Source organism: Dokdonia sp. R78006, from assembly GCF_042466145.1.
Taxonomy (GTDB): Bacteria; Bacteroidota; Bacteroidia; order Flavobacteriales; family Flavobacteriaceae; genus Dokdonia.
This window is the reverse complement of the sequence record NZ_JAXHBU010000001.1, coordinates 234,833-257,159: the sequence shown is the minus strand read 5'-3', so window position 1 is coordinate 257,159 and position 22,327 is coordinate 234,833. Positions and strand designations below refer to the sequence as shown.

Sequence of the window (22,327 nt, the reverse complement as noted above, 5' to 3'; positions counted from 1 at the left end):
AAAAATGAAGAAACGATTAGTCATATTAGGAGCCGGTGAGTCTGGCGTAGGAACTGCCATTTTAGGCAAGGCCAAAGGGTATGATGTATTCTTATCTGATTTTGGAAAAATTAAGGATAACTATAAAGAGATACTCATTGCCGAAGATTTTGCTTGGGAAGAAGAAGAGCATACAGAAGCACTTATTCTCAATGCAGATGTAGTGATGAAGAGTCCTGGAATACCAGATAAAGCACCTATCGTGCAAAGGCTACTAGATAAAGGCGTTTCTGTCATCTCTGAAATAGAATTTGCTTCTCAATATACAGACGCTACAATTGTGGGTATTACTGGAAGTAACGGAAAAACCACGACAACGATGCTCACTGGGTTTATTCTAGAACAAGCGGGAATCAATCTAGGTGTTGCCGGTAATATAGGTGACAGCTATGCAAAAATGGTGGCGCAGAAGGAGATTGATACGTATGTGCTAGAAATAAGCAGTTTTCAGCTAGATGGAATCGCAGATTTTGCACCACATATTGCAGTGGTATTAAATGTGACGCCAGATCATCTAGACCGATACGATTATAAGTTTGAAAATTACATTGCTTCAAAATTTAGAATAGCAATGAACCAAAAAGAAACAGATTATCTCATCTACGATGCAGATGACCCTGTGAGTGTAGACTGGCTCAAAAAACATCCAGTCAAATCAAAATTATTGCCTTTTTCACTTGATAAAGAATTTGAAAATGGCGCATTTATAAAAGATAATAACCTAACAGTACAACTCGATAATAACACCTTTACCATGGCTACAAATAACCTCGCTTTAAAAGGGCAACACAATAAGAAAAATGCAATGGCTGCCTCAACTGTAGCAAATCTATTAAATATCCGTAAGGCTACTATACGTGAGAGTCTAGAAGGTTTTCAAGGAGTTGAGCATAGATTAGAGCAGGTGCTTAAGATTAATAATGTACAATACATTAATGACAGTAAAGCTACTAATGTAAACGCAACATTTTATGCTTTGGATAGTATGAGCGAGCCTACTGTTTGGATTGTAGGTGGCGTAGATAAGGGTAATGATTACCGTGATTTATATCCACTTGTGAACGAGAAGGTAAAAGCCATTATCTGTTTAGGTGTTGATAATGCAAAATTGATGAGTCACTTTGGTAATATGGTTGATATTATTGTAGAGACACCATCCATGACAGAGGCTGTGAAAATAGCTTACAAAGTATCTGAGCGCGGAGATAACGTATTGCTTTCTCCTGCTTGTGCAAGTTTTGACTTGTTTGAAAATTATGAAGATCGTGGCCGCCAGTTTAAGGAGGCTGTACGTAACCTTTAATTCTGATTTGAAAGCTGATTGTACTTCGTTCCCCCGTGTAAGGCAATCAGTTTATCAGAATTTATTAGTTAAAGAAACCGAATAATAAATAATTACTAAGCGTTGAGTACCACATTTAAAAACATATTTGCAGGATTACAAGGTGACAAGACTATATGGGCTATTGTTGCCCTTCTTGCGTTGTTTTCATTTTTACCTGTGTACAGCGCTGCAAGTAACCTAGCATATATTAAAGGTGACGGAAATACGGTGAGGTTTCTTATCAAGCATGGCATGCACTTAGTATTAGGATTTGCAATGTTATATGGGGTTCATAAAATACCGCATCATTACTTTAAGGGGCTTTCCTTTATAGCGCTTCCTGTAGTAATTATTTTACTTATCGTGACGCTGGCTCAAGGAACTACCATGGGTGGAGCAAATGCAAGTAGATGGATTAAAATTCCTATTCTGGGTGTTGGTTTTCAGACTTCCACATTTGCAGGTGTTGTGTTGATGGTTTATGTAGCGAGGTACCTAGCAAAAATTAAAGATACGGTGGTTACTTTTAAAGAAACTATTGTGCCGTTATGGTTGCCAGTGGCTGCTGTTCTTGCACTAATACTACCAGCAAACTTTTCTACTACTGCGATTATTGCAGCAATGGTGGTTGCTCTAGTATTTCTGGGAGGCTATCCATTAAAATATTTGGGTATTATTATTGCAACTGGTGTCGTTGCGCTTTTGTTCTTTGTGCTATTAGCTAAAGCTTTTCCAGGTGTATTCCCTAATCGTGTAGATACGTGGATAAGCCGTGTAGAGAATTTTGCAAATAACGAAGTAGATGCAGATGCAGATTACCAAATCGAAAAAGCAAAAATTGCCATAGCCTCAGGCGGAGTAATTGGTCTAGGTCCAGGTAAAAGTGTTCAGAAAAACTTCTTGCCACAATCATCCTCAGATTTTATATATGCAATAATCGTAGAGGAGTTTGGTCTTGCGGGAGCAGGATTCTTACTGTTTTTATACATGTTGCTTTTATTTAGAATTACTGTAGTTGCTCATAAAGCAGAGACTGTCTTTGCAAAGCTAGTTGTGGTAGGTGTAGGATTACCTATTGTTTTTCAGGCTTTAATTAATATGGCAGTTGCTGTAGAGTTATTTCCTGTTACTGGTCAAACATTACCGCTGGTGAGTAGTGGTGGTACTTCTATATGGATGACCTGTTTGGCTGTAGGTATTGTACTTAGTGTAAGTGCAAAACGAGCGCCAGTTGTGTCAAAAGATGAGAGTGAGTTAAACCCATTAGACATACTTAGTGAAGCCATATAGAGTCATATTATCTGGAGGAGGTACAGGAGGTCATATCTATCCTGCTATTGCTATTGCAAAGGAAATCCAGCGCCGTCATCCTGACGCGCAATTTCTATTTGTAGGAGCGAGTGATCGCATGGAAATGGAAAAAGTGCCACAAGCAGGTTTTGAAATAGAAGGGCTGTGGATAGCTGGAATACAGCGTAAGCTAACAGTAGATAATCTTATGTTTCCGTTTAAGCTCATTAGTAGCTTGATGAAATCTCGCAAGATTATAAAGAAATTTAAGCCAGACGTCGTAATAGGTACTGGCGGCTTTGCAAGTGGGCCATTGCTTAAGATGGCTACCATTGCAGGGATACCGGCAGTAATTCAAGAGCAAAACAGCTATGCAGGTATTACAAATAAACTGTTAGGTAAGTCTGTGAAGAAAGTATGTGTGGCATATGATGATATGCAGCGCTTTTTCCCATCAGAGCATATTGTGAAGACAGGAAATCCTGTTCGTGCAGATTTATTAGATATAGAAAGTAAACGTAGTACTGCTTTCGCGAAATATGATTTGTCTCACAGTTCAAAGGTGGTATTAATCATAGGAGGAAGTCTAGGTGCAAGAGCTATAAATGAATTGATAGAGAAGCAACTTCCATTTTTTAAACGCAAAGGAGTGCAGGTTTTATGGCAAACGGGTAAACTGTATTATGACAAGTACAAACATTATCAAGCAGATGGTGTTCAAGTAATGGCGTACATCGACCAGATGGATATGGCTTATGCAGCAGCAGATATTATTATCTCTAGAGCAGGAGCAGGATCTGTATCAGAATTATGTATTGTAGGAAAGGCGACCATTTTTATCCCTTCTCCAAACGTTGCCGAGGATCACCAGACTAAAAATGCGCAAGCTATCGAGAAGACGGGTGCTGCAATTTTAATAGCAGAAAAAGACCTCGATAAAAAATTTAAGCTTGTTTTTAAGGGGCTACTCAACGATGAGAAAGTTTGCTTTGAGCTAGGAAGAAAAATTAAAACACTTGCATTACCAAATGCCACAGCAGACATTGTGGATGAGGTAGAGCAATTATTGAAATAATAATTTGAAAACATAACAACCGTAGTTTTAAACTATGGTGTGTAGCATAGATAAATGAAACCTTTAAAAGACATACAGAACATTTACTTCATCGGCATCGGTGGGATAGGTATGAGCGCACTAGCTTTGTACTTCCATAGGGAGGGCAAGAATGTGGCGGGTTATGATAAAACACCTTCAGATGTTACTGCAGCTTTGCAAGACTCTGGTATTAAGGTTCATTTTGAAGATAAAAATGAGGGGATTGATAATTCTTTTAGTAGTAAGGAAGATACCCTAGTAGTGTTTACTCCTGCCATTCCTAAAATGATGGGAGAGCTAGTATATTTTCGCGAAAGCGGATTTATGCTTAAAAAACGTGCAGAAGTGCTTGGTATGATTGCAAATCAAACGTTCTCGCTTGCTGTTGCAGGAACGCATGGTAAAACGACTACTTCTAGTATTTTGGGTCATCTACTTGCGGCATCCGGAGCTCCGGTAACTGCATTTATAGGTGGTATCACAAATAATTATAATGGTAATTTAATCCAAAAAGGAAGTGACGTTGTGGTAGTGGAGGCAGATGAGTTTGATCGCTCGTTCCTACAGCTTAGACCAGATATTCTCTGTGTGACTTCTATGGATGCAGATCATCTTGATATTTATGAAGATGAGGCAGACCTTATCGCTACGTTTCAAGAATTTGGGGCACTAGCTCCAGAGGATAAGCGTTTTGTAAAAAACGGACTTCCACTTGCTGGAAATACGGTTGGTATTGAGGAGGATGCAGATTATACTGCGCAGCGAGTACGCGTAGAGAATGGCGCTTATGTCTTTGACTTGCATTACCCAGGTGGCGTTTTAGAGAATTTACAATTTAGCCTGCCAGGAAGACATAATCTTTTTAACGCTGTAGCTGCATTAGGGATGGCGTTATCGTATGGCAGTCCTAAAGAAAAATTGGTAGAAGCACTAGCGAGTTATTCAGGTGTTAATCGCCGATTTACATACCGTATTCAAAAAGAAGATATGGTGTTGATAGATGATTATGCGCATCACCCTACAGAAATTGCTGCGGTACATCAAAGTGTAAGAGAGATGTATCCAGAGGAGAGTGTGCTAGCTATTTTTCAGCCACACTTATTTAGTAGAACAAAAGATTTTATGAACGATTTTGCAGTAGCGCTTTCTCATTTTGATGAAGTAGCACTGCTGGATATTTACCCAGCAAGAGAAGAGCCTATTGCTGGTATTACTAGCGAGGTATTGCTTAGTGAAATGACGCTTTCGCGAAAGCAAATCATACAGAAAAATGAGCTTACTGATTTAGTGAAAGATACAAATCACAAAATTGTTGTGATGATGGGGGCTGGAGATATAGGTGTAGAGATTTTAAAAGTAACGAAAGAACTGTGTGGTGAAAGTTAACTGGTTTTACATAAAGATGTCGATTTTACTGCTGTTGACGGTGTTTTTGTTTGCGTTTGCCATTCAAAGAAATGAGGCGCGCACAGTTGCTGAAGTTAGTGTTTCATTTAAGGATGAAAGTGCTCCTTTTGTGACGCGTGAGACCGTTAATAAATTGTTGATAGTAAGTAACGAAAAGCTTGCAGGAAAGGTAAAAGAAAATATAGCTTTGAGTGAGATGGAAAAGCGCGTGAAGGCGCATCCAATTATCAAGAATGCAGATGTTTACGTAACGATGGGTGGTGATATAGGTGTTGCAATAGAGCAACGTAAGCCTATAGCACGACTTAGCGGTGCTATTTCTTTTTATATAGATGAGAGTGGTGAGGTGATGCCATTGTCACAAAATCACTCCGCGCACGTACCCCTTGTGACCGGAGCAACCGAGAAAGAATTAAACGAAGTATACAAGCTTGTAAATTTTATAAGGAAGGATGAGTTTCTTGCAAAGCACATCATAGGTATATCTCGAAGTAAGAATGCAGAGTATACGTTAAAGGCCAGAAAACTAGGGTTCACTATATCACTAGGCAAGGTAGAAGCGTTAGAAGAGAGATTTAGTAACTATAAGGCTTTTTATCAAAAAGCGCTTAAAGATAAAAGTTTAGATAAGTATAAAACTATAGAGCTCAAGTATGACGGGCAAGTAGTTTGTGAGAAAAAATAAAACGGGGATTGAGTAAGCTTTCGCTTATTCCGATAGCTATCGGGAGGGAGTAAACTCTCAAAATTAAAGGTATGGAAAATCAAAATATCGCAGTAGGGCTGGACATAGGGACCACGAAGATCGTGGCGATGATAGGGCGGTACAATGAGTACAATAAGGTGGAGATTCTCGGTATAGGGAAGTCTAAAAGTCTTGGTGTACACCGTGGTGTGGTAAATAATATCACCCAGACCATACAATCTGTGCAGCAAGCTGTGCAGGAAGCAGAAGATGTATCAGGAATTAAAATTCAAGATGTAGTCGTAGGTATTGCTGGACAACACATACGCTCTTTACAGCATAGTGATTATATAACTCGTAACAACTCTGAAGAGGTAATTGATGCAGCAGATATTGATGCATTATGTAATCAAGTACATAAACTGGTAATGCTTCCAGGTGAAGAAATTATTCATGTATTACCACAAGAGTATAAAGTAGACGGGCAAAGCGAGATTAAAGAACCTATTGGGATGTATGGTGGTCGCGTAGAAGCAAATTTTCACGTGGTCGTAGGTCAAGTTGCATCCATAAGAAATATAGGTCGTTGTGTGAAAAGTGCAGGGTTAAACCTAGATCGCATCACACTAGAGCCACTAGCATCTGCAAACGCTGTGTTGAGCCAAGAAGAGAAAGAAGCTGGAGTAGCACTTATCGATATAGGGGGTGGTACAACAGATCTTGCCATTTTTAAAGATGGTATTATTAGACATACAGCTGTAATCCCTTTTGGAGGTAATATTATTACAGAAGATATAAAAGAAGGTTGTTCAATTATTGAGAAGCAGGCAGAGCTTCTTAAAATTAAATTTGGTTCTGCATGGCCAGGAGAAAATAAAGACAATGAGATTGTTTCTATCCCTGGATTGCGTGGTCGTGAGCCTAAGGAGATAACGCTAAAGAATTTATCTAAAATCATTCACGCGAGAGTTGTGGAGATTGTTGAGCAAGTGTATCTAGAAATTAAAAATTACGGACACGAGGAGCAAAAGAAAAAGCTCATCGCAGGTATTGTACTAACTGGAGGGGGTAGCCAACTCAAGCACTTAAAACAGCTAGTAGAATATATTACAGGTATGGATACTCGTATAGGATATCCTAACGAGCATCTTGCAGGAGATAGTGATGCAGAGACTACGAGTCCGTTGTATGCTACTGCTGTGGGATTAGTAATGAATAGCCTTGAGCACGGTTTATATAACAGTCAGTTAGAACCAGAAGAGGAAATCATTGCAAAGGAAGAAGAGGTCTTTACAGACACCATTAATGAAATACCAGAAACAGATATCGAGGCAAGGCCTAAAAAACCACAAGCGCCTAAAAGAAGCATATTTGATAGATGGGCAGATAAGTTTAAGGATTTTCTAGACAACGCAGAGTAGTCTATTAAATCAGTAAAGAGTAAGTAGGAAATAATAAGATAGCTACGCAAGTAGTAATTGATTGTATAAGAATAAGGGGCAAAAACAAATCATATGAGTACGACACAATTTGATAATATCACATTTGATCTACCTAAAAACCAAAGTCACGTAATTAAAGTGATAGGTGTAGGTGGTGGAGGTAGTAACGCTATTAACCATATGTTCCAGCAGGGAATAAATGGAGTAGATTTTATAATCTGCAATACAGATGCGCAAGCACTTGAGAATAGCACAGTACCTAATAAAATACAACTCGGAGTAGGTCTTACAGAAGGTCTTGGGGCTGGAGCAAATCCAGATGTGGGTGAGCAGGCAGCTATAGAGAGTGAGATGGATATTAAGCAAATGCTTGGTACCAATACAAAGATGATATTTATTACTGCCGGAATGGGTGGAGGTACAGGAACTGGTGCTGCACCAGTTATTGCCAAAATGGCTCGTGAGCTTGATATCCTAGTCGTAGGGATTGTCACGATACCATTCCAGTTTGAAGGTAAAATGCGTAACGAGCAAGCTCAAAAAGGAGTAGATAGACTTCGTGCCCAGGTAGATTCACTTATTGTTATTAATAATAACAAGCTCCGTGAGGTTTACGGTAATCTTGGTTTTAAAGCAGGATTTAGTAAGGCAGATGAGGTTCTTGCAACCGCTTCACGTGGTATCGCAGAGGTAATTACACATCACTATACACAAAACATTGATTTACGTGATGCAAAGACAGTGTTAAGTAAATCTGGTACAGCTATCATGGGTAGTGCTACAGCTAGTGGTACAAGTCGTGCAAACGAGGCGATATCAAAAGCACTTGACTCTCCATTACTTAATGATAATAAAATTACTGGAGCTAAGAATGTATTGTTACTTATAGTTTCTGGTGGTGATGAAATCACGATAGACGAGATAGGAGAGATTAACGATCACATTCAAGCAGAGGCAGGTCACAGCGCAAACATCATTATGGGTGTAGGTGAAGATGACTCTCTAGGTGATGCTATTTCTGTAACTATTATAGCAACGGGATTTAATGCAGAGCAGCAGAATGAGATTGTAAACGTAGAGACTAAGAAGATCATTCATACACTAGAAGAGGAGCAGAGAGCACAGCAAGATTTAATGCCAGATGCTACTGTAGAGATTCCACCTTCGGCACCAGTAGCTCCACAAGCACCGGTTGCTCCTAAGAAAATAGTGCATACACTTGATCTTGATGAAATAGAGGAAAAGAAGCCTACCGCTTTCGCGAAAGCGCCCGCAAAAGAAATTACAAGGCAACAAGCTGTTCCAGAGCAGGCTCCTAAAGCTGAGCCAGTACAGCCTCCTGCGCAGCAATATAGTATGGATATAGTTCCTACTACAGATGTAATTAAGAATATTACTGTTGTGTATGATGAGATACTTCTAGAGAATGAAGCAGATTTTGAAATCATAGATACTACAGTGCGTCATGAAGCGACTAGAGTAGAGCATAAAGAGCCAGAAAATAATGGAATGTTGTTTTTTGATATGCCATTAACGACAGAAGCTCCTGTGGAGGAAGATGAGAAGCCTATCATGTTTGATCTTGATGACACTACAGCATCTATAGAGGTGAAGGAACCTATAGAAATTGTACCTGTAACTGAGCATACTAATGACGGAGAGACTAGATATAGTCTTGAGGATTACATGGAGCTTGAAGAGACACTTTCTAATGCATCTAGTGATGATGATGATGAAAGCGACATTGAAGAAGAAACAATTGTTTTTGAAACAAAAACTGTTGCTCCTCAACAAAAGCGTGAAGATGAAAATGCAGAGATAGACCCTATGAATAGTCCTATCTCACAGATTCTTATAGATAGAGCTTCTGAGCGTAAGCGCAAGATGAAAGAATTCAATTATAAATTTCGCACAAACCAGTCTCGTATTGAGGAGATAGAAAAGCAACCTGCGTACAAGCGTATGGGGATTGATCTAGAAGAAACACCAGCAAAGGATGGAAGTTTATCTAGGACATCACTTTCTACAGATGATAATGATGAAATTCAATTGAGAAGTAATAACTCATTTTTACATGATAATGTAGATTAAGCAGGTACTGTTTAGAGTTTTTAGCGACCCGGTTATCTTCCCCAAGATAGACGGGTTTCTTTTTTATAAGCTACATAGGTGTGTATTTAATTTCACCATTTCTCGTATCTTCGTGACTTCAATAAAATATTTACAATCAATAAAATTATCTCTTAAACTCCATAACGTTATTAGGAGTGTTGAGTACAAAATATATACTATTATGAGCCTATCTACACAAGTGATGACTGCAATGAAAGAAGCTATGAAAGCTAAAGATCAAAATGCATTAACATCGCTACGTGCCATAAAATCTGCAATCTTACTTGCGCAGACAGAGACAGGAGCAAAAGAAGAGATTACCGAAGAGCAAGAGCTTAAGTTATTACAGAAACTTGTAAAGCAGCGTAAGGATAGTGCAGCTATCTTTGCAGAGCAGGGACGTAATGATCTTGCAGATCCAGAAATAGCACAGGCAGAAGTAATCTCTCAATTCTTACCAGAACAAATGAGTGAGGCAGATGTTACTAAAGTAGTAGATGAGATAATTGCCTCAACTGGAGCCCAAGGAATGAAAGATATGGGTAAGGTAATGGGGCAGGTAAATGCTAGACTTACTGGAAAAGCAGATGGTAAAACCATCAGTACAATTGTGAAGGCTCGTCTTTCATAATAGTCTTGTAGTCAGTTAATTTTCTTTAAAATTCTCATATAATAGCCTTTAATACGTGAAAGCAGTCTTTTTGTCGAATTGACAACGTAGTTGTGTCATTTAAAAAAAAGGTTTACTAATATTGTGTTCCCCAGCGAGACTCAAGCAGTCTTTAAATAAACCCCCTAAATAGTTTTTAACGTTTAACTTTTATACCAACAGGTTATGAAGGGATTTATGAGGTGCGCCTTTGTTTTAGTGATTATTTTTAGTACAATCCATAGTGCTAATGCTCAGCAAGGGAAGCTTGCGAGAGCAAATAAAAAGTTTAATCAGTTAGCATATATAGATGCTATCGAGATTTATAAAGACCTCGTAGCAGAGGGTTTTAAATCATATCAAGTTTTTAATAAGATAGCAGAGGCTTACTATTATAATGGTAAGTATTCTCAAGCTCAGGAATGGTATGGAAAACTCACAGAAAGCTATGCAGACTCTGTAAGTGATGAGCACTACTTTAGATATGCACAAACACTACGTGCTATTAAAGAATATGATAAGTCTGATGAGATGATGCAAATCTTTGCAGATCGAAGCGGTAATGACTTTAGAGCAAAATTATTCAAAGAAAATCCAGATTACACAAAGGTAGAAGGCTATCGAGAAAGCTATTATACGGTTAATATGATACGAGAGATGAACTCTCGATACTCAGATTTTGGCCCGTCATATTATAAGAACCAAGTGATTTTTGCTTCGGCAAGAGATACGGGTTCCATTACAAGACGTATACATAAGTGGAACAATCAGCCATTTCTAGATTTATATAAATCTACTATGAAAGAAGACGGGAGCATGTCTCCGCCTTCACGTTTTCACCGCAAGGTAAATACCATCTTCCATGAGAGTACTCCCACATTTACAAAGGATGGAAAGACAATGTATTTTACAAGAAATAATTTTACAGATGGAGATTTTGCAAAATCGTCAGATGGGATTAATAAATTGAAGATCTATAAATCTACGCTAGTGGATAAGGAAAAGGGAAGTTGGTCTGAAGCGGTTGAAGTTTCATTTAATGAGGAGGAATATGCTACTGCACATCCTGCGTTAAGTGCAGATGGAAAAACTTTATACTTCTCATCAGATAGGCCTGGAAGTGTGGGGTTGTCAGATATTTGGAAAGTAGCTATTAACGGCGATGGAAGCTTTGGTGAGCCTGAAAATCTTGGCAAGCCTATAAATACAGAAGGAAGAGATGCCTTTCCATTTATGAGTAGTACAGGAAATCTTTACTATGCCTCAGATGGATACCCAGGGCTGGGAGGACTTGATATTTTTGTGACTAACCCATCTTCAGAAGAGATTACGGTTGCAAGTTTGGGTGAGCCTATTAATAGCTCTGCAGATGATTTTGCGTACATAGTGAATGATACTTTAAAAACTGGTTTCTTCTCTTCAAGTCGTAACCAAGGAATGGGAAGTGATGACATTTATAGATTCAAGCAAAAGGAAAAGCCAGAGCCACGTTGTGACGTAGATGTCTTAGGATTTATCACGGATGCAGTTACAAAGCAACCTATAACGGATGCAAAAGTACAGCTCATGAATGCTGATAATGAAGTGGTAAAAGAGGTAGACGTAAATGCACGCGGCCTGTATAGATTTAGTCTCGTATGCTCAGAGAATTATGTGATCCGTGCGACTTCAAAATTATATTATGCAAAGGAGGTGATTGTGATCACACCAGCAGAGCCAGAAACATTGCAGAAGGATATAGAGCTTGAGTTGAGACTTACAGAAGTAGGAGTGGGTGATGACCTTGCAAAGCTTCTTAATCTTAATCCTATTTATTTTGATTATAATAAATCTGACATAAGACCAGATGCGGCATTAGAGCTTACAAAAGTGATATCGGCAATGAAGCAAGTGCCAGATATGGTAATAAGCGTAAGATCACATACAGATAGTAGAGGTAAGGATGACTATAACCTGTCACTTTCAGATAGAAGAGCAAAGTCTACAGTAGCATATATTATCTCTAGAGGTATCGATGCTAGTAGAATTTCTGGTCAAGGTTATGGTGAGACAGAGCTCGTAAATAACTGTGATAACAACTCAGACTGTACAGAGGAGCAACATCAATTAAATCGTCGTTCAGAATTTATTGTGATTACTCAGTAAAGATTTACATTTGCGCTTTCGCGAAAGCGTAAAAAGGCTGCGTAGTTCAACTGGATAGAATATCAGATTTCGGCTCTGAGGGTTGGAGGTTCGAATCCTCTCGCGGTCACGAATAAATAGAAAAGGAGGAGATAATTTGAGCTTGCTCAGAAATTATTTTTCTCCTTTTCTATTTTCAAAGCGGAGCTTTGTAGGATCACCGAAGCGGAGGTAATCCTTTCGTGAAAGTTTCCATTACAAATATATCTTTCTTTAAAAAGTTTGATCTCTGTCCTTTCCAGCTCACGAATGAGTACAAAGTTCTCATAGCAAATTAAGTGCGCTTGAATTTGCAATTGGGGCTTTTCTATTTTCAAAGCGGAGCTTTGTGGGATCACCGAAGCGCAGCGGAGGTAATCCTCTCGTGAAAGTTTCAATTACAAATACATCTTCCTTTAAAAAGTTTGATCTCTGTCCCTTCCAGCTCACTAAGGAGTACAAAATTCCCATAGCAAATTAAGTGTGCTTGAATTTGCAATTGGGCTTTTCTATTTTCAAAGCAGAGGTAATCCTTTTGTGAAAGTTTCATTACAGATGTATATTCCATAAACTAGTAGGAGTCTGAGATTAATTACAACCACAAGTAAATTATTATAGGCTTTAACAGTTCAATAGTTGCATATGGTAAATCATAATCCTACATTGGTAGTCTAATCTATGATGACACAACCAGACGCATTAATTAATAAGTTTCTCCAGAAAGATCCTGCATCTTTTGAGAAAATTTATGAACTCTATAGCGAGAGCTTATTTGGAGTCATAAATAGTGTTGTACATAACCAAGAGGTGGCAGAAGAGTTATTACAAGACACCTTTGTTAAAATCTGGAATAATTCAGATAAGTACAACCCTTCTAAAGGAAGATTTTTTACGTGGATGCTAAATATAGCTCGTAATGGGGCTATAGACAAAACACGTTCTAAAGATTTCAAAAATCAAAAGAAAAACCATACTGCCGAATATTTCGTAGATATTCTCGAGGCGAAAGGAAGCTTTAATACTTCGGTAGACGCTATAGGTATCAAGAAGTATGTAGACGTTCTAGAACCGCTTTGTAAAAAAATAATTCACTTCTTGTTTTTTCAAGGATACACTCAAAAGGAAACAGCCGAAGAGCTAGACATTCCTTTGGGTACCGTAAAAACGCGAAATAGAATTTGTATTAAAAAACTAAGAGATATAGTAGGCGTAGTATGAAAAATTCACAAACATATATAGATTCAGGGGTTCTCGAGCTCTTTGTATATGGAACACTTCCTGAAGAGGAAATGGTGGAGATTGCTCGTGAGGTATCTCAAGATGCGTCATTACTTCAAGAAGTAGAAGAGATCGAAAACCATTTAATGCATCTTGCTAAGGCAGCCGCTCCTGGTGAGCCTAAGGATGTAAGTGTTCTAAGAAAGTATATAGACGATAATGAAACGAAAGTAATCCCGCTTTCGCGAAAGCAAACTCCTATCGTTGCATTTATGGGATGGGCCGCTGCAATATTACTGCTTGCGGGTATAGGTTACTTATATACTGAAAATAACAAGCTTGAAGATCGTATCGTTGATACGGAGAGAGAATTGTTACTTCAAGAAGGTAAAACACAAGTTGCAGAAACAAATCTCGATCAAACCAGAGGATTACTTAATGTAATACGTAAACAAGATTTAATAGCAGTGCCACTAGGAGCGCAAGCTATTGCACCAGAAGCTTATGCATCTGTGTATTGGGATAAGAAAAGTGGTAAAGCATATATAGATGTAAAAGGATTACCAGAACCTCCTAAAGGGAAGGTTTACCAAGTGTGGTCTCTTACCTTAGAACCTCTTACGCCTACGAGTATTGGAGTTCTTGATCAATATGACGCTAGTGGAAATCAAATCTTTGAGCTAAGTAACCCTAATGAGTCTGAAGCCTTTGGTATTACATTAGAACCAGAAGGAGGAAGTGCCTCACCTACACTAGAGCAACTATATACATTAGGAGTGGTTGCATCATCTTAAGATGCTTAAGAGACTTCTAATTATATTTAATATACATAAGTATAATATCAATTTAAAAACTCCTTGCTAGTTCTATAGCAAGGAGTTTTTTATGATCCACCAATTCATTTGCAAATACATAAGCTCACTAATAAATATCTATTTATATAATCTGCTTACATTCTATGCAGATTACATCAATTATCTAGTGGGGTATGTTGCTTCTTAATTAACGTCAAAAAGGTACTAAATGAGCATGCTTTAAACAAGCAGGATGACGACTGCTTTTGTGTGTAAGTCATATACTATTATGTGTGACTTGCGCTTAAGGAGAGGTGATAAAGGTAACTTGACTTATAGGTCATAAAAAAGCGTCTTACTCAAAAGAGTAAGACGCTCATACAAACAAAATCAAAAACTATCCAACCATTAATAGTTTTCTAATAACCTTACTATATCTACGTAAAACATTGTGAAGCGGTTTCATAGATTTATAAAATTATAAATTTTGTATTTCTTTATAGGTAACAGGTCCTAGTTCGAAGCTTGTTTCTAGTAATTCTTCTTTGATAGGCGCTAGCTCATTTTTCATATCAAGAGCTTTATATATTTGTGCTGTGTGAAACTGTGCCATAGGCTCATGCGTTTTACCAATTACATGTTCTTGAGTTATGCTTAAGGCTTTTTCATAATCTCCATTTCCATAATAAGCATGTGCTAGTAGGTCATAAGACATAGGAGTGGGTCTATTGTTTACTTCCTTTTGAGCTAGGGTTATAGCCTGCTGTGATGTCTCAGGCTTGCTTGCATATATTTCAACTAGGTATGCTCCATACATATCTCCATAACTTGGATTTGAAACTCGGTATAAAAAATTGTTTAACGCTTCTCTGGCGCTATCTTCATCGCCAGTGCTTTCATAAATCTCTGACTTAAATAATTCATAATCTGGGCTTTTACTATCTTTTTCTATAGCTTCAATTATGCGCAAAGCTTCTGTAGGATTGTTTTCATAGGAGTATGCAATCCAGGCAATTCCTTTTTTTGCGTAAGCATTACTAGGATCAATTGCTAGTGCTTTGAGATAATGATTGTAAGCATCATTAATTCTTCCAGCATGACCATAATAGTCTGCGAGATTTGTGTAAACCCACACTTGTAATCCTTTTTGCTTGCTACTCTCTGCAATAGCTTTTGCAGCTTCCATTTGTTGGATTGTTTTGTCAAGATTTCCTTTGTAATCTTCTAGTTTCCCAAGTCTAATCAAATAGTTGTAGTCTGAGAAGTCTGTTTCTTTTGTTAAGATTTTTTCGGCATTTTCATAATTACCTAGTTCCATAGCTACATCAAAGGCAACTAGATTAATTGCTTTAATTTCTCCACCAGCAATAACGCGAGCACTATCAACGAGTGCTTTTGCCTCTTTAAAACGGTGCTGAGTGATGTAGTTTTGTGCTAATGCTAGCAGTTTACCGTCCTTGCCTATGTTTGTTACTAGCGCAGATCTTGTGAGGTTTTTTTCTGCATCTTTGAGTTGCTCTATAGATGCATTGAGTTGAAAGATTTTCGTCTGCATTCCTGCACTTTTAGATAGTTCAATGAGTTGGATGCTATCTTTTTTTATTCGTTCATTCCAGAAGCTTAATTCTTTTTCTGCTTTTGCAATCTCTTGGGAGTTGTTGGTTTGTAGGTAGTTCTCATAATCTGCTTTATTGAGAATGTTCTTATCCTCATTTGAGCAAGAGATAAAAAGGGCGGTTGTGAGTAATAATAAGGTTATATATTTCATAAGATCAATTGGTTTTATGTAAAAAGGGTCTGAAAAATTCAGACCCTTTTTTAAGCTAATTAAAAATAATCAAATTTTTATTGTGGCCCTACTAAGTAAGGGAATGAAGTAGATCCTGTCGCACCTGTTCCAGCGCTTACGTTATCTGTAACTAAAATTGGTAAATCAGGTGTTCCATCATTGTCAAGGTCTTGTCCATTGTATTTATCTCCATTATTTCCTCCGAAAAGTAAAATTAAAGATACATCTACAACATCATCACTAAGCGTACGACCTGTAAGAACATTTGTTCCGTCAAAATACGTAGTAGGTGCGTCTGGTGCTACTTGTAATACATCTTGAGCTAATATCGTTGTAAGCGTTGGAGCGTCTAGACCTAAAATGTTTGTTTCATATTCAACTCCGAATGCACCGTGTAATGCTACAGCTTTGTCAAGGAAGGCTTGTTGAAATCCTGCAACCATCTCAGAAGGGATTGTTGTGTTGAAACTATTTTTAGCAGCACTATCTCCTCCTAATACAGTATTAATTGCTGCACGTCCCATTTGATCTTGTTGAGCAAATGTTCCAGAAAAGTCAACTTCTGTAGGCGTTGGTACTGGATCAATTGTGATAGGTGTGTTATCGTCGTCGTCGCTACATGATACAACTCCTGCTAGAAGAACTGCTGCAAATAGATATTTTATATTTTGTAATTTCATGATATATGTCTTTTAACTATTATTGTTTTGTTTTTGCTTCAACCCAAGTATTCCAAACTTGAACGCCTGTTCCAGCTGGATGCGCAGAAGTACCACCTAATAAAGTGTTTGGAACTTCAATTACTACAGAAAGTACATTTGTACCTTCAAAAGGATCAGAAGCATTTTCAGCAGTTTGAAAACCACCGTTTGGTCCTGTTGTTCCTGTAAAGTCTCCTGCAGGATTTCCTACAACAGCATTAAAAGTTGTAAAATCAAAGAAAAAAGGATCTGCTCTTAATCCAGCAAATATTTTAATTCCATCAGTTGTAGTCATTGTGATTGCATCAGCTCCAGTAGAGATATCTACAGATCCAATAAGAGCACTTTCGTCAATTGTACTGTTAAGTCCAGTTGAAGAAATTTCATAAGGTCCAAAGAAATACATTTTTCCGTCTCTTGGAATTGCTTGTATTACTCTATCCTCTACTAGATCACCGTCGTTGTCTATGTTGAACTCAACAAGAACGTTCTCGTCAAACTCAGCCTCTCCAGCTAGTGAACTTTGTACGTTTGCTGCAAATACGGTGTTGCTTGAATTCTCAGCACTTTCAAATGCGAAGTAATCAGTAATGTCTGCGGTTGTTCCGCCTACAGCAGGAGCATCTAAGTGATCGGCTGCGATAAGTGCACCTACTCCAAGTAAGACAGCACCTGCGATTAGAATTTTTGGTAATTTTTTCATTGTTGTATATTGTTTATTTGCGAACACTTACGCAGTTAAGAATCGCAAGGTTTCTATTAAGACGTTAAATTCTTGTTAAGAGAAAAATATCTAAAACCAAAACACAAGGTTGTTATTACATATATTAGCGTCCGTAAATAAGTAATAATATAAAAGAAACTATATATAAGATTATGAATACCATATTAGGAATAGGAAGTAGGATAGACCATAACAAGCTAGGTAAAGGAGTAATTACAAATGTCACCTCAGAGCTGTATTGGGTGACTTTTATTGACGGAGGACTCGAGACTATAACATTAGATGATAATTTTGAAGTTATAGAAGCAATAGAAGGTGAGGTAGATAGTGTGAGTATGTACGAGGTAGAAAAAACCTTTAGAGATTTACTCAAGAGATATAGCGACATATCTGAGGTGGTGCCTATAGCAGATAAGTGGAGAGGAGGAACAATGACATTATCTCCAGAGGATAGTAACTTGTCATCAAAGGATATTTCGATAGAAAGCTTTTTCCATAAGATTGTGATGGTGCGCGACCGTGTGCGCGTGATGGAGCAAAAGATTAATGCTAGTAAAACACTTGATGATCAAGATAAGGTTGATCTCCAGCAGTACATTACTCGTATTTATGGTAGCCTTACTACCTTTAATGTATTGTTCAAGAATTCATCTCAAAACTTTAAGGGTGCGTCTTCTAAGAAGTAACTGCTGAGGTAATTTGATACAGCAGACTATTTATAATATGAGTACGCTTTCGCGAAAGCAAAAAATAAATACATCCCGATAATTATATAATATACGTCTCTAAGATTTTTGCAATATTTAATTTTTAGGAACAGCGTATTTCTAGTTTGTTTACATTTATACATCACTTTCAAAACTAAAATAATAACATCAATGGAATCATATCAACCACAAATAGTACCAGTAAGTGCATTATCTGATGAGCGCCGAGTGGCATTTTATCGCAAGACATACACCTATGTAGCACTTGCAGTATTATTATTCATCATCACCGAATATCTGTTTTTTCAATCGCCAGTTATTGTAAACTTTGCATATTCACTTACAGGTGGCTGGAGCTGGTTATTGCTACTTGGGGCATTTATGTTTATTACAAACCATGCAGAAGGACTAGCACTTAAGTCCAGAGATAAAAACCAGCACTATTTGGCTTTGGGAATTTACGTAGTAGCAGAGGCTTTTATTTTTATCCCATTACTTCTTAAGGCATTCTCTATGATAGATGGAGTAGAGATTTTACAAAAAGCTGCCGTGATGACTATTGCTTTATTTGCTGGATTATCTGCAGTTGTGATCCTTACTAAAAAAGACTTTTCTTTTTTACGATCTATACTTGCTATAGGATTTTTTCTAGCAATAGGCCTTATGGTTGCGGGACTTCTCTTTGGATTTGACCTCGGCTTATGGTTTAGTGTTGCTATGGTGGCACTTGCGGCTGGATCTATATTATATACTACTTCAAATATGGTGCATAAATATGATGAGGAGCAATATGTTGCTGCGGCTTTAGGTTTATTTGCATCTCTGATGTTATTATTCTGGTATATTTTGAGAATTTTTATGTCAAGAGATTAAGGTCTCTCAATTACTAAATATTAATGCGTACTTTCCTAGATAATAGGAGGTGCGCATTTTTTTATGCAGTCATGTGGGAATTTACAATTCAATCTAATAAACTGAGGTCATTTGTATAGTTATAAAAGTAAGGTTAAGGCAATTTGGTTAAAAGTTAAAGCCAAACCTTTTAGAGCAATAAGATATGTACTGGTCGGCATGATCGGATTGTTTGCAGTATTCTTATTGAGTATTTACATAGGTGTATTTGGAAAAATACCAACAGCCGACTATCTCAAGAAGCTTAAAAACCCAGTTACTTCTACATTATACGATGCTAGAGGTGAGTCTATAGGCCTTTACTTTTTACAAAACAGGTCAAATGTAGATTTAGAACAACTTCCAGAAGCGCTTAAAAATGCCCTCGTAGCAACCGAAGATGCTCGTTTTTATGAGCATGGAGGTATAGATTATAAAAGCTATGGGCGTGTATTTATAAAATCTATTATTTTAGGTCAGAATGCAGGCGGTGGTAGTACGGTAACACAGCAAGTTGCAAAAAATATCTTTGGTCGCAAAAAGCAGTTTTTTCTCAGTACTCCTATAAATAAGTTAAGAGAACTCTTTATTGCTAGAAGGCTAGAGTCTGTGTATAGTAAAGATGAAATTTTATTGCTGTATTTTAATACAGTGTCTTTTGGGGAAAATGTATACGGGATAGAAAAAGCATCTTTACGTTTTTTTAATAAACCTCCAGAACAATTATCCATTACAGAGAGTGCTACACTCGTAGGATTACTCAAAGCACCTAGTTATTATAGTCCGCGCAATCATCCAGAACGTGCAGAACGCAGGCGCAATACGGTTTTAAATCAAATGGTAAAGTATGGTTTCCTTAGCGATGAGGAGAAAATAGAAGCTCAAGTACCTCTTGTTATTAATTATCAAGCAAGTAAAAAGCAGTCCTCATTTTCCACCTATTATAAAAACTTTGTAGAAGCCGAGTTTAATACGTGGGCGCAACAGCACCCAGCTCCAGATGGTCATATTTATAATCTACACACGGATGGATTAAAGATTACTACGACGCTCAATAGTTCGATACAGAAAAGCTCAGAAAAGGCGCTACAAAAACAAGTAGAACGATTACAAGTATTAATGGATAAATACTGGGCAGCTACCACTACAGAAGGAGGGAAGGAAGCTCTTTTAGATAAAATAGTCCAGGAGCAAACAGCTGTAAAAAGAATGAAAGCAAAGAATGCTACAGCAGGCTCTATCACTGAGTTTTCTATGAAAGTTAAGGAGCGTGACTTCTGGAATATTGGAAAAGGATATGAACCAAGGCTTCAGTCTTTACGAGATTCTATAGCTACAAGTCTTAATAGATTACACGCAGCAGTGTTTACTGTAAATAGTAGATCTGGTGCTATTTTAGGATATGTGGGAGGGATAGATTATGGTTTTAGTCAGACAGATAACGTGGTGACTAAAAAACAAGTGGGTTCGACTTTTAAACCTATCACGTATCTAGCTGCTTTAGAGAGAGGACAATATCCATGTAATTATTACAATAACACCTTAATGACTTATAAGCAATATGAAGACTGGAGGCCTAAAAATGCTAGTGGTCGTTATGGGGGAAGTTATAGTATGCACGGAGCGCTTGCAAATTCTGTAAATACGGTATCTGTACAATTACAGCTTAATGTAGGTGTAGAGAAAGTGATAGAACAGGCAAAGAAGATGGGTATCACTACCACTCTTCCAGAAGTACCAAGTATCGTGCTTGGTACTGCAGAGCTCACCTTATTTGAAATGGTTACTGCTTATGGAAGTATAGCAAACGGCGGGACACGTATACAACCTTATGCAATACAGCGCATAGAAGATGAGGATGGTAATGAAATATACAAACATACTCCTACTGGCGGAAAGCGTGTAGCCACTGTTCAGCATGTAAAGGAATTACAGAAAATGATGGAAGAGGTAATTACAGAAGGAAGCGCCTCAGGAATGAAAAATTATGAAATAGGTTATAATCTCATAGGTAAAACCGGTACTACCCAAAATAATGGGGACGGCTGGTTTATAGGTGCTTCACCAGAAATTGTAGTAGGAGCGTGGGTAGGAACAAGAGATAAGAGAGTGCACTTTGGAAAAACCTATCACGGCTCTGGTGCGAATACGGCAATGCCTATGGTAGCATCTGTATTTAAAGGACTGAGCTCTTGGAAATCACCCATGCTCACAAATTTTGAATACGATTTTGACTATTTTCCATGTCCTTCGTTTTTAGAAATGGATGCGACAGAAGCAAAAACATTTGCACAATTAGATACGACGTACTTATATAATCTTAGAAGAAAAGATACGCTTATTATTGATGAGGTGCTTCCTGTCATTCAAGATACAGCAAAGGTTCAAGTAGTTGATCCTATTGTTAATTAGCGAGCTGCAATATCTTTAAGTTCTTTGATTGTTTCCGTAGGATTGGATGATTTAAAAATAAAGCTTCCAGCTACAAGTACATCTGCTCCAGCTTGAACCAACTGCGCAGCATTTTTATCACTTACACCGCCGTCAATTTCTATGAGCGTAGGAGCATTTTTCTTTGTGATTAGAGCCTTAAGAGCAGCAACCTTATCATAAGTGTTTTCTATAAACTGTTGTCCTCCAAATCCTGGATTTACACTCATCATACAAACTAAGTCTATGTCTTGTATAACATCTTCAAGATGGCTTACAGGTGTATGTGGGTTAAGAGCTACACCAGCTTTCATCCCAGCAGCTTTAATTACTTGTAGCGTTCTGTGCAGGTGAGCACATGCTTCGTAGTGCACGGTGAGTATGTTTGCTCCTAGATCTGCAAACGTTTGTACGTAACGATCTGGATCTACAATCATCAAGTGTACATCGATTGTTTTTTTAGCATGTTTTGCAATATCACGTAGCACTGGCATTCCAAAAGAAATGTTAGGTACAAAAACACCATCCATAATATCAATATGAAACCAGTCTGCTTCACTAGCATTTATCATCTCAATATCACGTTGAAGGTTTGCAAAATCTGCAGCAAGTATGGAAGGGGCAATGAGCGTAGTTGACATATAATAGATGTTTTATGTAAAGATATGATTCTCCTCTAAAGTATGAAGAGTGGTGTATTAAGTTTTGTAACCCAGAATATATAAAATGAAAAATCCCCGGTAATCAGCCGGGGATTCATTCATCAATCAAAAAACGAACAGTTATGATAAACTGTTGTTGTCATTATTAAGTCGCCAGTGGCGTTAATTACATTTTTGTATTACAAAGATACCAAATCTTTTCAC

At 37.7% G+C, this 22,327-nt stretch carries 18 protein-coding genes and 1 tRNA gene; 15 read left to right on the top strand and 4 right to left on the bottom strand.

What is annotated here, in order from left to right; genetic code table 11:
• The first annotated feature begins 4 nt into the window (after positions 1-4).
• The 12 genes from murD to SJY37_RS01140 all read left to right on the top strand — a co-directional run bounded on the left by murD (position 5) and on the right by SJY37_RS01140 (position 14,219).
• Positions 5-1,342 (top strand): UDP-N-acetylmuramoyl-L-alanine--D-glutamate ligase, encoded by a 1,338-nt coding sequence (gene murD, locus SJY37_RS01195; RefSeq protein WP_298328745.1) that lies wholly within the window; start codon positions 5-7, stop codon positions 1,340-1,342.
• A gap of 102 nt (positions 1,343-1,444) precedes the next feature.
• Positions 1,445-2,653, top strand: a complete 1,209-nt coding sequence (locus SJY37_RS01190; RefSeq protein WP_298328742.1) for an FtsW/RodA/SpoVE family cell cycle protein — start codon at positions 1,445-1,447, stop codon at positions 2,651-2,653.
• On the top strand, positions 2,640-3,728 hold the full coding sequence (murG, locus tag SJY37_RS01185) for an undecaprenyldiphospho-muramoylpentapeptide beta-N-acetylglucosaminyltransferase (RefSeq protein ID WP_298328739.1): 1,089 nt from the start codon (positions 2,640-2,642) through the stop codon (positions 3,726-3,728). Before SJY37_RS01190 ends, murG begins: the two co-directional genes overlap by 14 nt.
• A 54-nt stretch (positions 3,729-3,782) precedes the next feature.
• A complete protein-coding gene (gene murC / locus SJY37_RS01180; RefSeq protein ID WP_298328736.1) occupies positions 3,783-5,135 on the top strand; it encodes a UDP-N-acetylmuramate--L-alanine ligase in 1,353 nt (450 codons plus the stop codon).
• 16 nt (positions 5,136-5,151) lie between these two features.
• Entirely contained in the window at positions 5,152-5,841 is a 690-nt protein-coding gene (locus SJY37_RS01175) for a cell division protein FtsQ/DivIB (RefSeq protein WP_298328733.1), read from the top strand.
• Between the two features lie 71 nt (positions 5,842-5,912).
• The gene (gene ftsA, locus SJY37_RS01170) at positions 5,913-7,262 is read left to right on the top strand and encodes a cell division protein FtsA (RefSeq protein ID WP_013751384.1); all 1,350 of its coding nucleotides are present in this window, start codon (positions 5,913-5,915) and stop codon (positions 7,260-7,262) included.
• A gap of 93 nt (positions 7,263-7,355) precedes the next feature.
• The gene (gene ftsZ, locus SJY37_RS01165; RefSeq protein WP_379952702.1) at positions 7,356-9,374 is read left to right on the top strand and encodes a cell division protein FtsZ; all 2,019 of its coding nucleotides are present in this window, start codon (positions 7,356-7,358) and stop codon (positions 9,372-9,374) included.
• A gap of 202 nt (positions 9,375-9,576) precedes the next feature.
• Entirely contained in the window at positions 9,577-10,026 is a 450-nt protein-coding gene (locus SJY37_RS01160; RefSeq protein ID WP_298328727.1) for a GatB/YqeY domain-containing protein, read from the top strand.
• Between the two features lie 204 nt (positions 10,027-10,230).
• Complete coding sequence (locus tag SJY37_RS01155; RefSeq protein ID WP_298328724.1) at positions 10,231-12,189, top strand: OmpA family protein; 1,959 nt, start codon at positions 10,231-10,233, stop codon at positions 12,187-12,189.
• Positions 12,190-12,224: 35 nt separating this feature from the next.
• Positions 12,225-12,298, top strand: a tRNA-Arg gene (locus tag SJY37_RS01150).
• 587 nt (positions 12,299-12,885) lie between these two features.
• On the top strand, positions 12,886-13,425 hold the full coding sequence (locus SJY37_RS01145; RefSeq protein ID WP_108876829.1) for an RNA polymerase sigma factor: 540 nt from the start codon (positions 12,886-12,888) through the stop codon (positions 13,423-13,425).
• On the top strand, positions 13,422-14,219 hold the full coding sequence (locus SJY37_RS01140) for an anti-sigma factor (RefSeq protein ID WP_298328719.1): 798 nt from the start codon (positions 13,422-13,424) through the stop codon (positions 14,217-14,219). Before SJY37_RS01145 ends, SJY37_RS01140 begins: the two co-directional genes overlap by 4 nt.
• 478 nt (positions 14,220-14,697) lie before the next feature.
• On the opposite strand, the gene SJY37_RS01135 is transcribed toward SJY37_RS01140, so the two are convergent.
• From SJY37_RS01135 to SJY37_RS01125, 3 genes are all read right to left on the bottom strand, one after another.
• Complete coding sequence (locus SJY37_RS01135) at positions 14,698-15,987, bottom strand: tetratricopeptide repeat protein (protein ID WP_379952701.1); 1,290 nt, start codon at positions 15,985-15,987, stop codon at positions 14,698-14,700.
• Between the two features lie 77 nt (positions 15,988-16,064).
• Complete coding sequence (locus SJY37_RS01130) at positions 16,065-16,688, bottom strand: hypothetical protein (protein ID WP_298328713.1); 624 nt, start codon at positions 16,686-16,688, stop codon at positions 16,065-16,067.
• Between the two features lie 19 nt (positions 16,689-16,707).
• On the bottom strand, positions 16,708-17,412 hold the full coding sequence (locus SJY37_RS01125) for a DUF4331 family protein (protein WP_298328710.1): 705 nt from the start codon (positions 17,410-17,412) through the stop codon (positions 16,708-16,710).
• A 173-nt stretch (positions 17,413-17,585) separates the two neighbouring features.
• Here SJY37_RS01125 and SJY37_RS01120 point away from each other — a divergent pair, with 173 nt between their 5' ends.
• The 3 genes from SJY37_RS01120 to SJY37_RS01110 all read left to right on the top strand — a co-directional run bounded on the left by SJY37_RS01120 (position 17,586) and on the right by SJY37_RS01110 (position 21,443).
• Positions 17,586-18,119 carry a hypothetical protein gene (locus SJY37_RS01120; RefSeq protein WP_298328707.1) on the top strand — a complete coding sequence of 178 codons (534 nt, stop codon included), beginning with the start codon at positions 17,586-17,588 and terminating at the stop codon, positions 18,117-18,119.
• A gap of 192 nt (positions 18,120-18,311) precedes the next feature.
• Positions 18,312-19,013: a Bax inhibitor-1 family protein gene (locus SJY37_RS01115; protein ID WP_298328704.1), complete on the top strand. Its 702-nt coding sequence runs from the start codon at positions 18,312-18,314 to the stop codon at positions 19,011-19,013.
• Positions 19,014-19,211: 198 nt separating this feature from the next.
• On the top strand, positions 19,212-21,443 hold the full coding sequence (locus tag SJY37_RS01110) for a transglycosylase domain-containing protein (RefSeq protein ID WP_298328701.1): 2,232 nt from the start codon (positions 19,212-19,214) through the stop codon (positions 21,441-21,443).
• Here the strand turns inward: SJY37_RS01110 and rpe are convergent.
• On the bottom strand, positions 21,440-22,102 hold the full coding sequence (gene rpe / locus SJY37_RS01105) for a ribulose-phosphate 3-epimerase (protein ID WP_298328698.1): 663 nt from the start codon (positions 22,100-22,102) through the stop codon (positions 21,440-21,442). The genes SJY37_RS01110 and rpe overlap by 4 nt on opposite strands.
• Positions 22,103-22,327: the final 225 nt, after the last annotated feature.

Coding starts and splice junctions, on each gene's coding strand:
- SJY37_RS01145 (WP_108876829.1), top strand. CDS start 12,886: ATGATGACACAACCAGACGCATTAATTAATAAGTTTCTCCAGAAAGAT.
- SJY37_RS01140 (WP_298328719.1), top strand. CDS start 13,422: ATGAAAAATTCACAAACATATATAGATTCAGGGGTTCTCGAGCTCTTT.
- SJY37_RS01130 (WP_298328713.1), bottom strand. CDS start 16,688: ATGAAATTACAAAATATAAAATATCTATTTGCAGCAGTTCTTCTAGCA.
- ftsZ (WP_379952702.1), top strand. CDS start 7,356: ATGAGTACGACACAATTTGATAATATCACATTTGATCTACCTAAAAAC.
- murC (WP_298328736.1), top strand. CDS start 3,783: ATGAAACCTTTAAAAGACATACAGAACATTTACTTCATCGGCATCGGT.
- SJY37_RS01110 (WP_298328701.1), top strand. CDS start 19,212: ATGATCGGATTGTTTGCAGTATTCTTATTGAGTATTTACATAGGTGTA.
- murD (WP_298328745.1), top strand. CDS start 5: ATGAAGAAACGATTAGTCATATTAGGAGCCGGTGAGTCTGGCGTAGGA.
- SJY37_RS01135 (WP_379952701.1), bottom strand. CDS start 15,987: ATGAAATATATAACCTTATTATTACTCACAACCGCCCTTTTTATCTCT.
- SJY37_RS01120 (WP_298328707.1), top strand. CDS start 17,586: ATGAATACCATATTAGGAATAGGAAGTAGGATAGACCATAACAAGCTA.
- SJY37_RS01155 (WP_298328724.1), top strand. CDS start 10,231: ATGAAGGGATTTATGAGGTGCGCCTTTGTTTTAGTGATTATTTTTAGT.
- ftsA (WP_013751384.1), top strand. CDS start 5,913: ATGGAAAATCAAAATATCGCAGTAGGGCTGGACATAGGGACCACGAAG.
- rpe (WP_298328698.1), bottom strand. CDS start 22,102: ATGTCAACTACGCTCATTGCCCCTTCCATACTTGCTGCAGATTTTGCA.
- SJY37_RS01125 (WP_298328710.1), bottom strand. CDS start 17,412: ATGAAAAAATTACCAAAAATTCTAATCGCAGGTGCTGTCTTACTTGGA.
- SJY37_RS01115 (WP_298328704.1), top strand. CDS start 18,312: ATGGAATCATATCAACCACAAATAGTACCAGTAAGTGCATTATCTGAT.
- SJY37_RS01175 (WP_298328733.1), top strand. CDS start 5,152: ATGTCGATTTTACTGCTGTTGACGGTGTTTTTGTTTGCGTTTGCCATT.
- SJY37_RS01160 (WP_298328727.1), top strand. CDS start 9,577: ATGAGCCTATCTACACAAGTGATGACTGCAATGAAAGAAGCTATGAAA.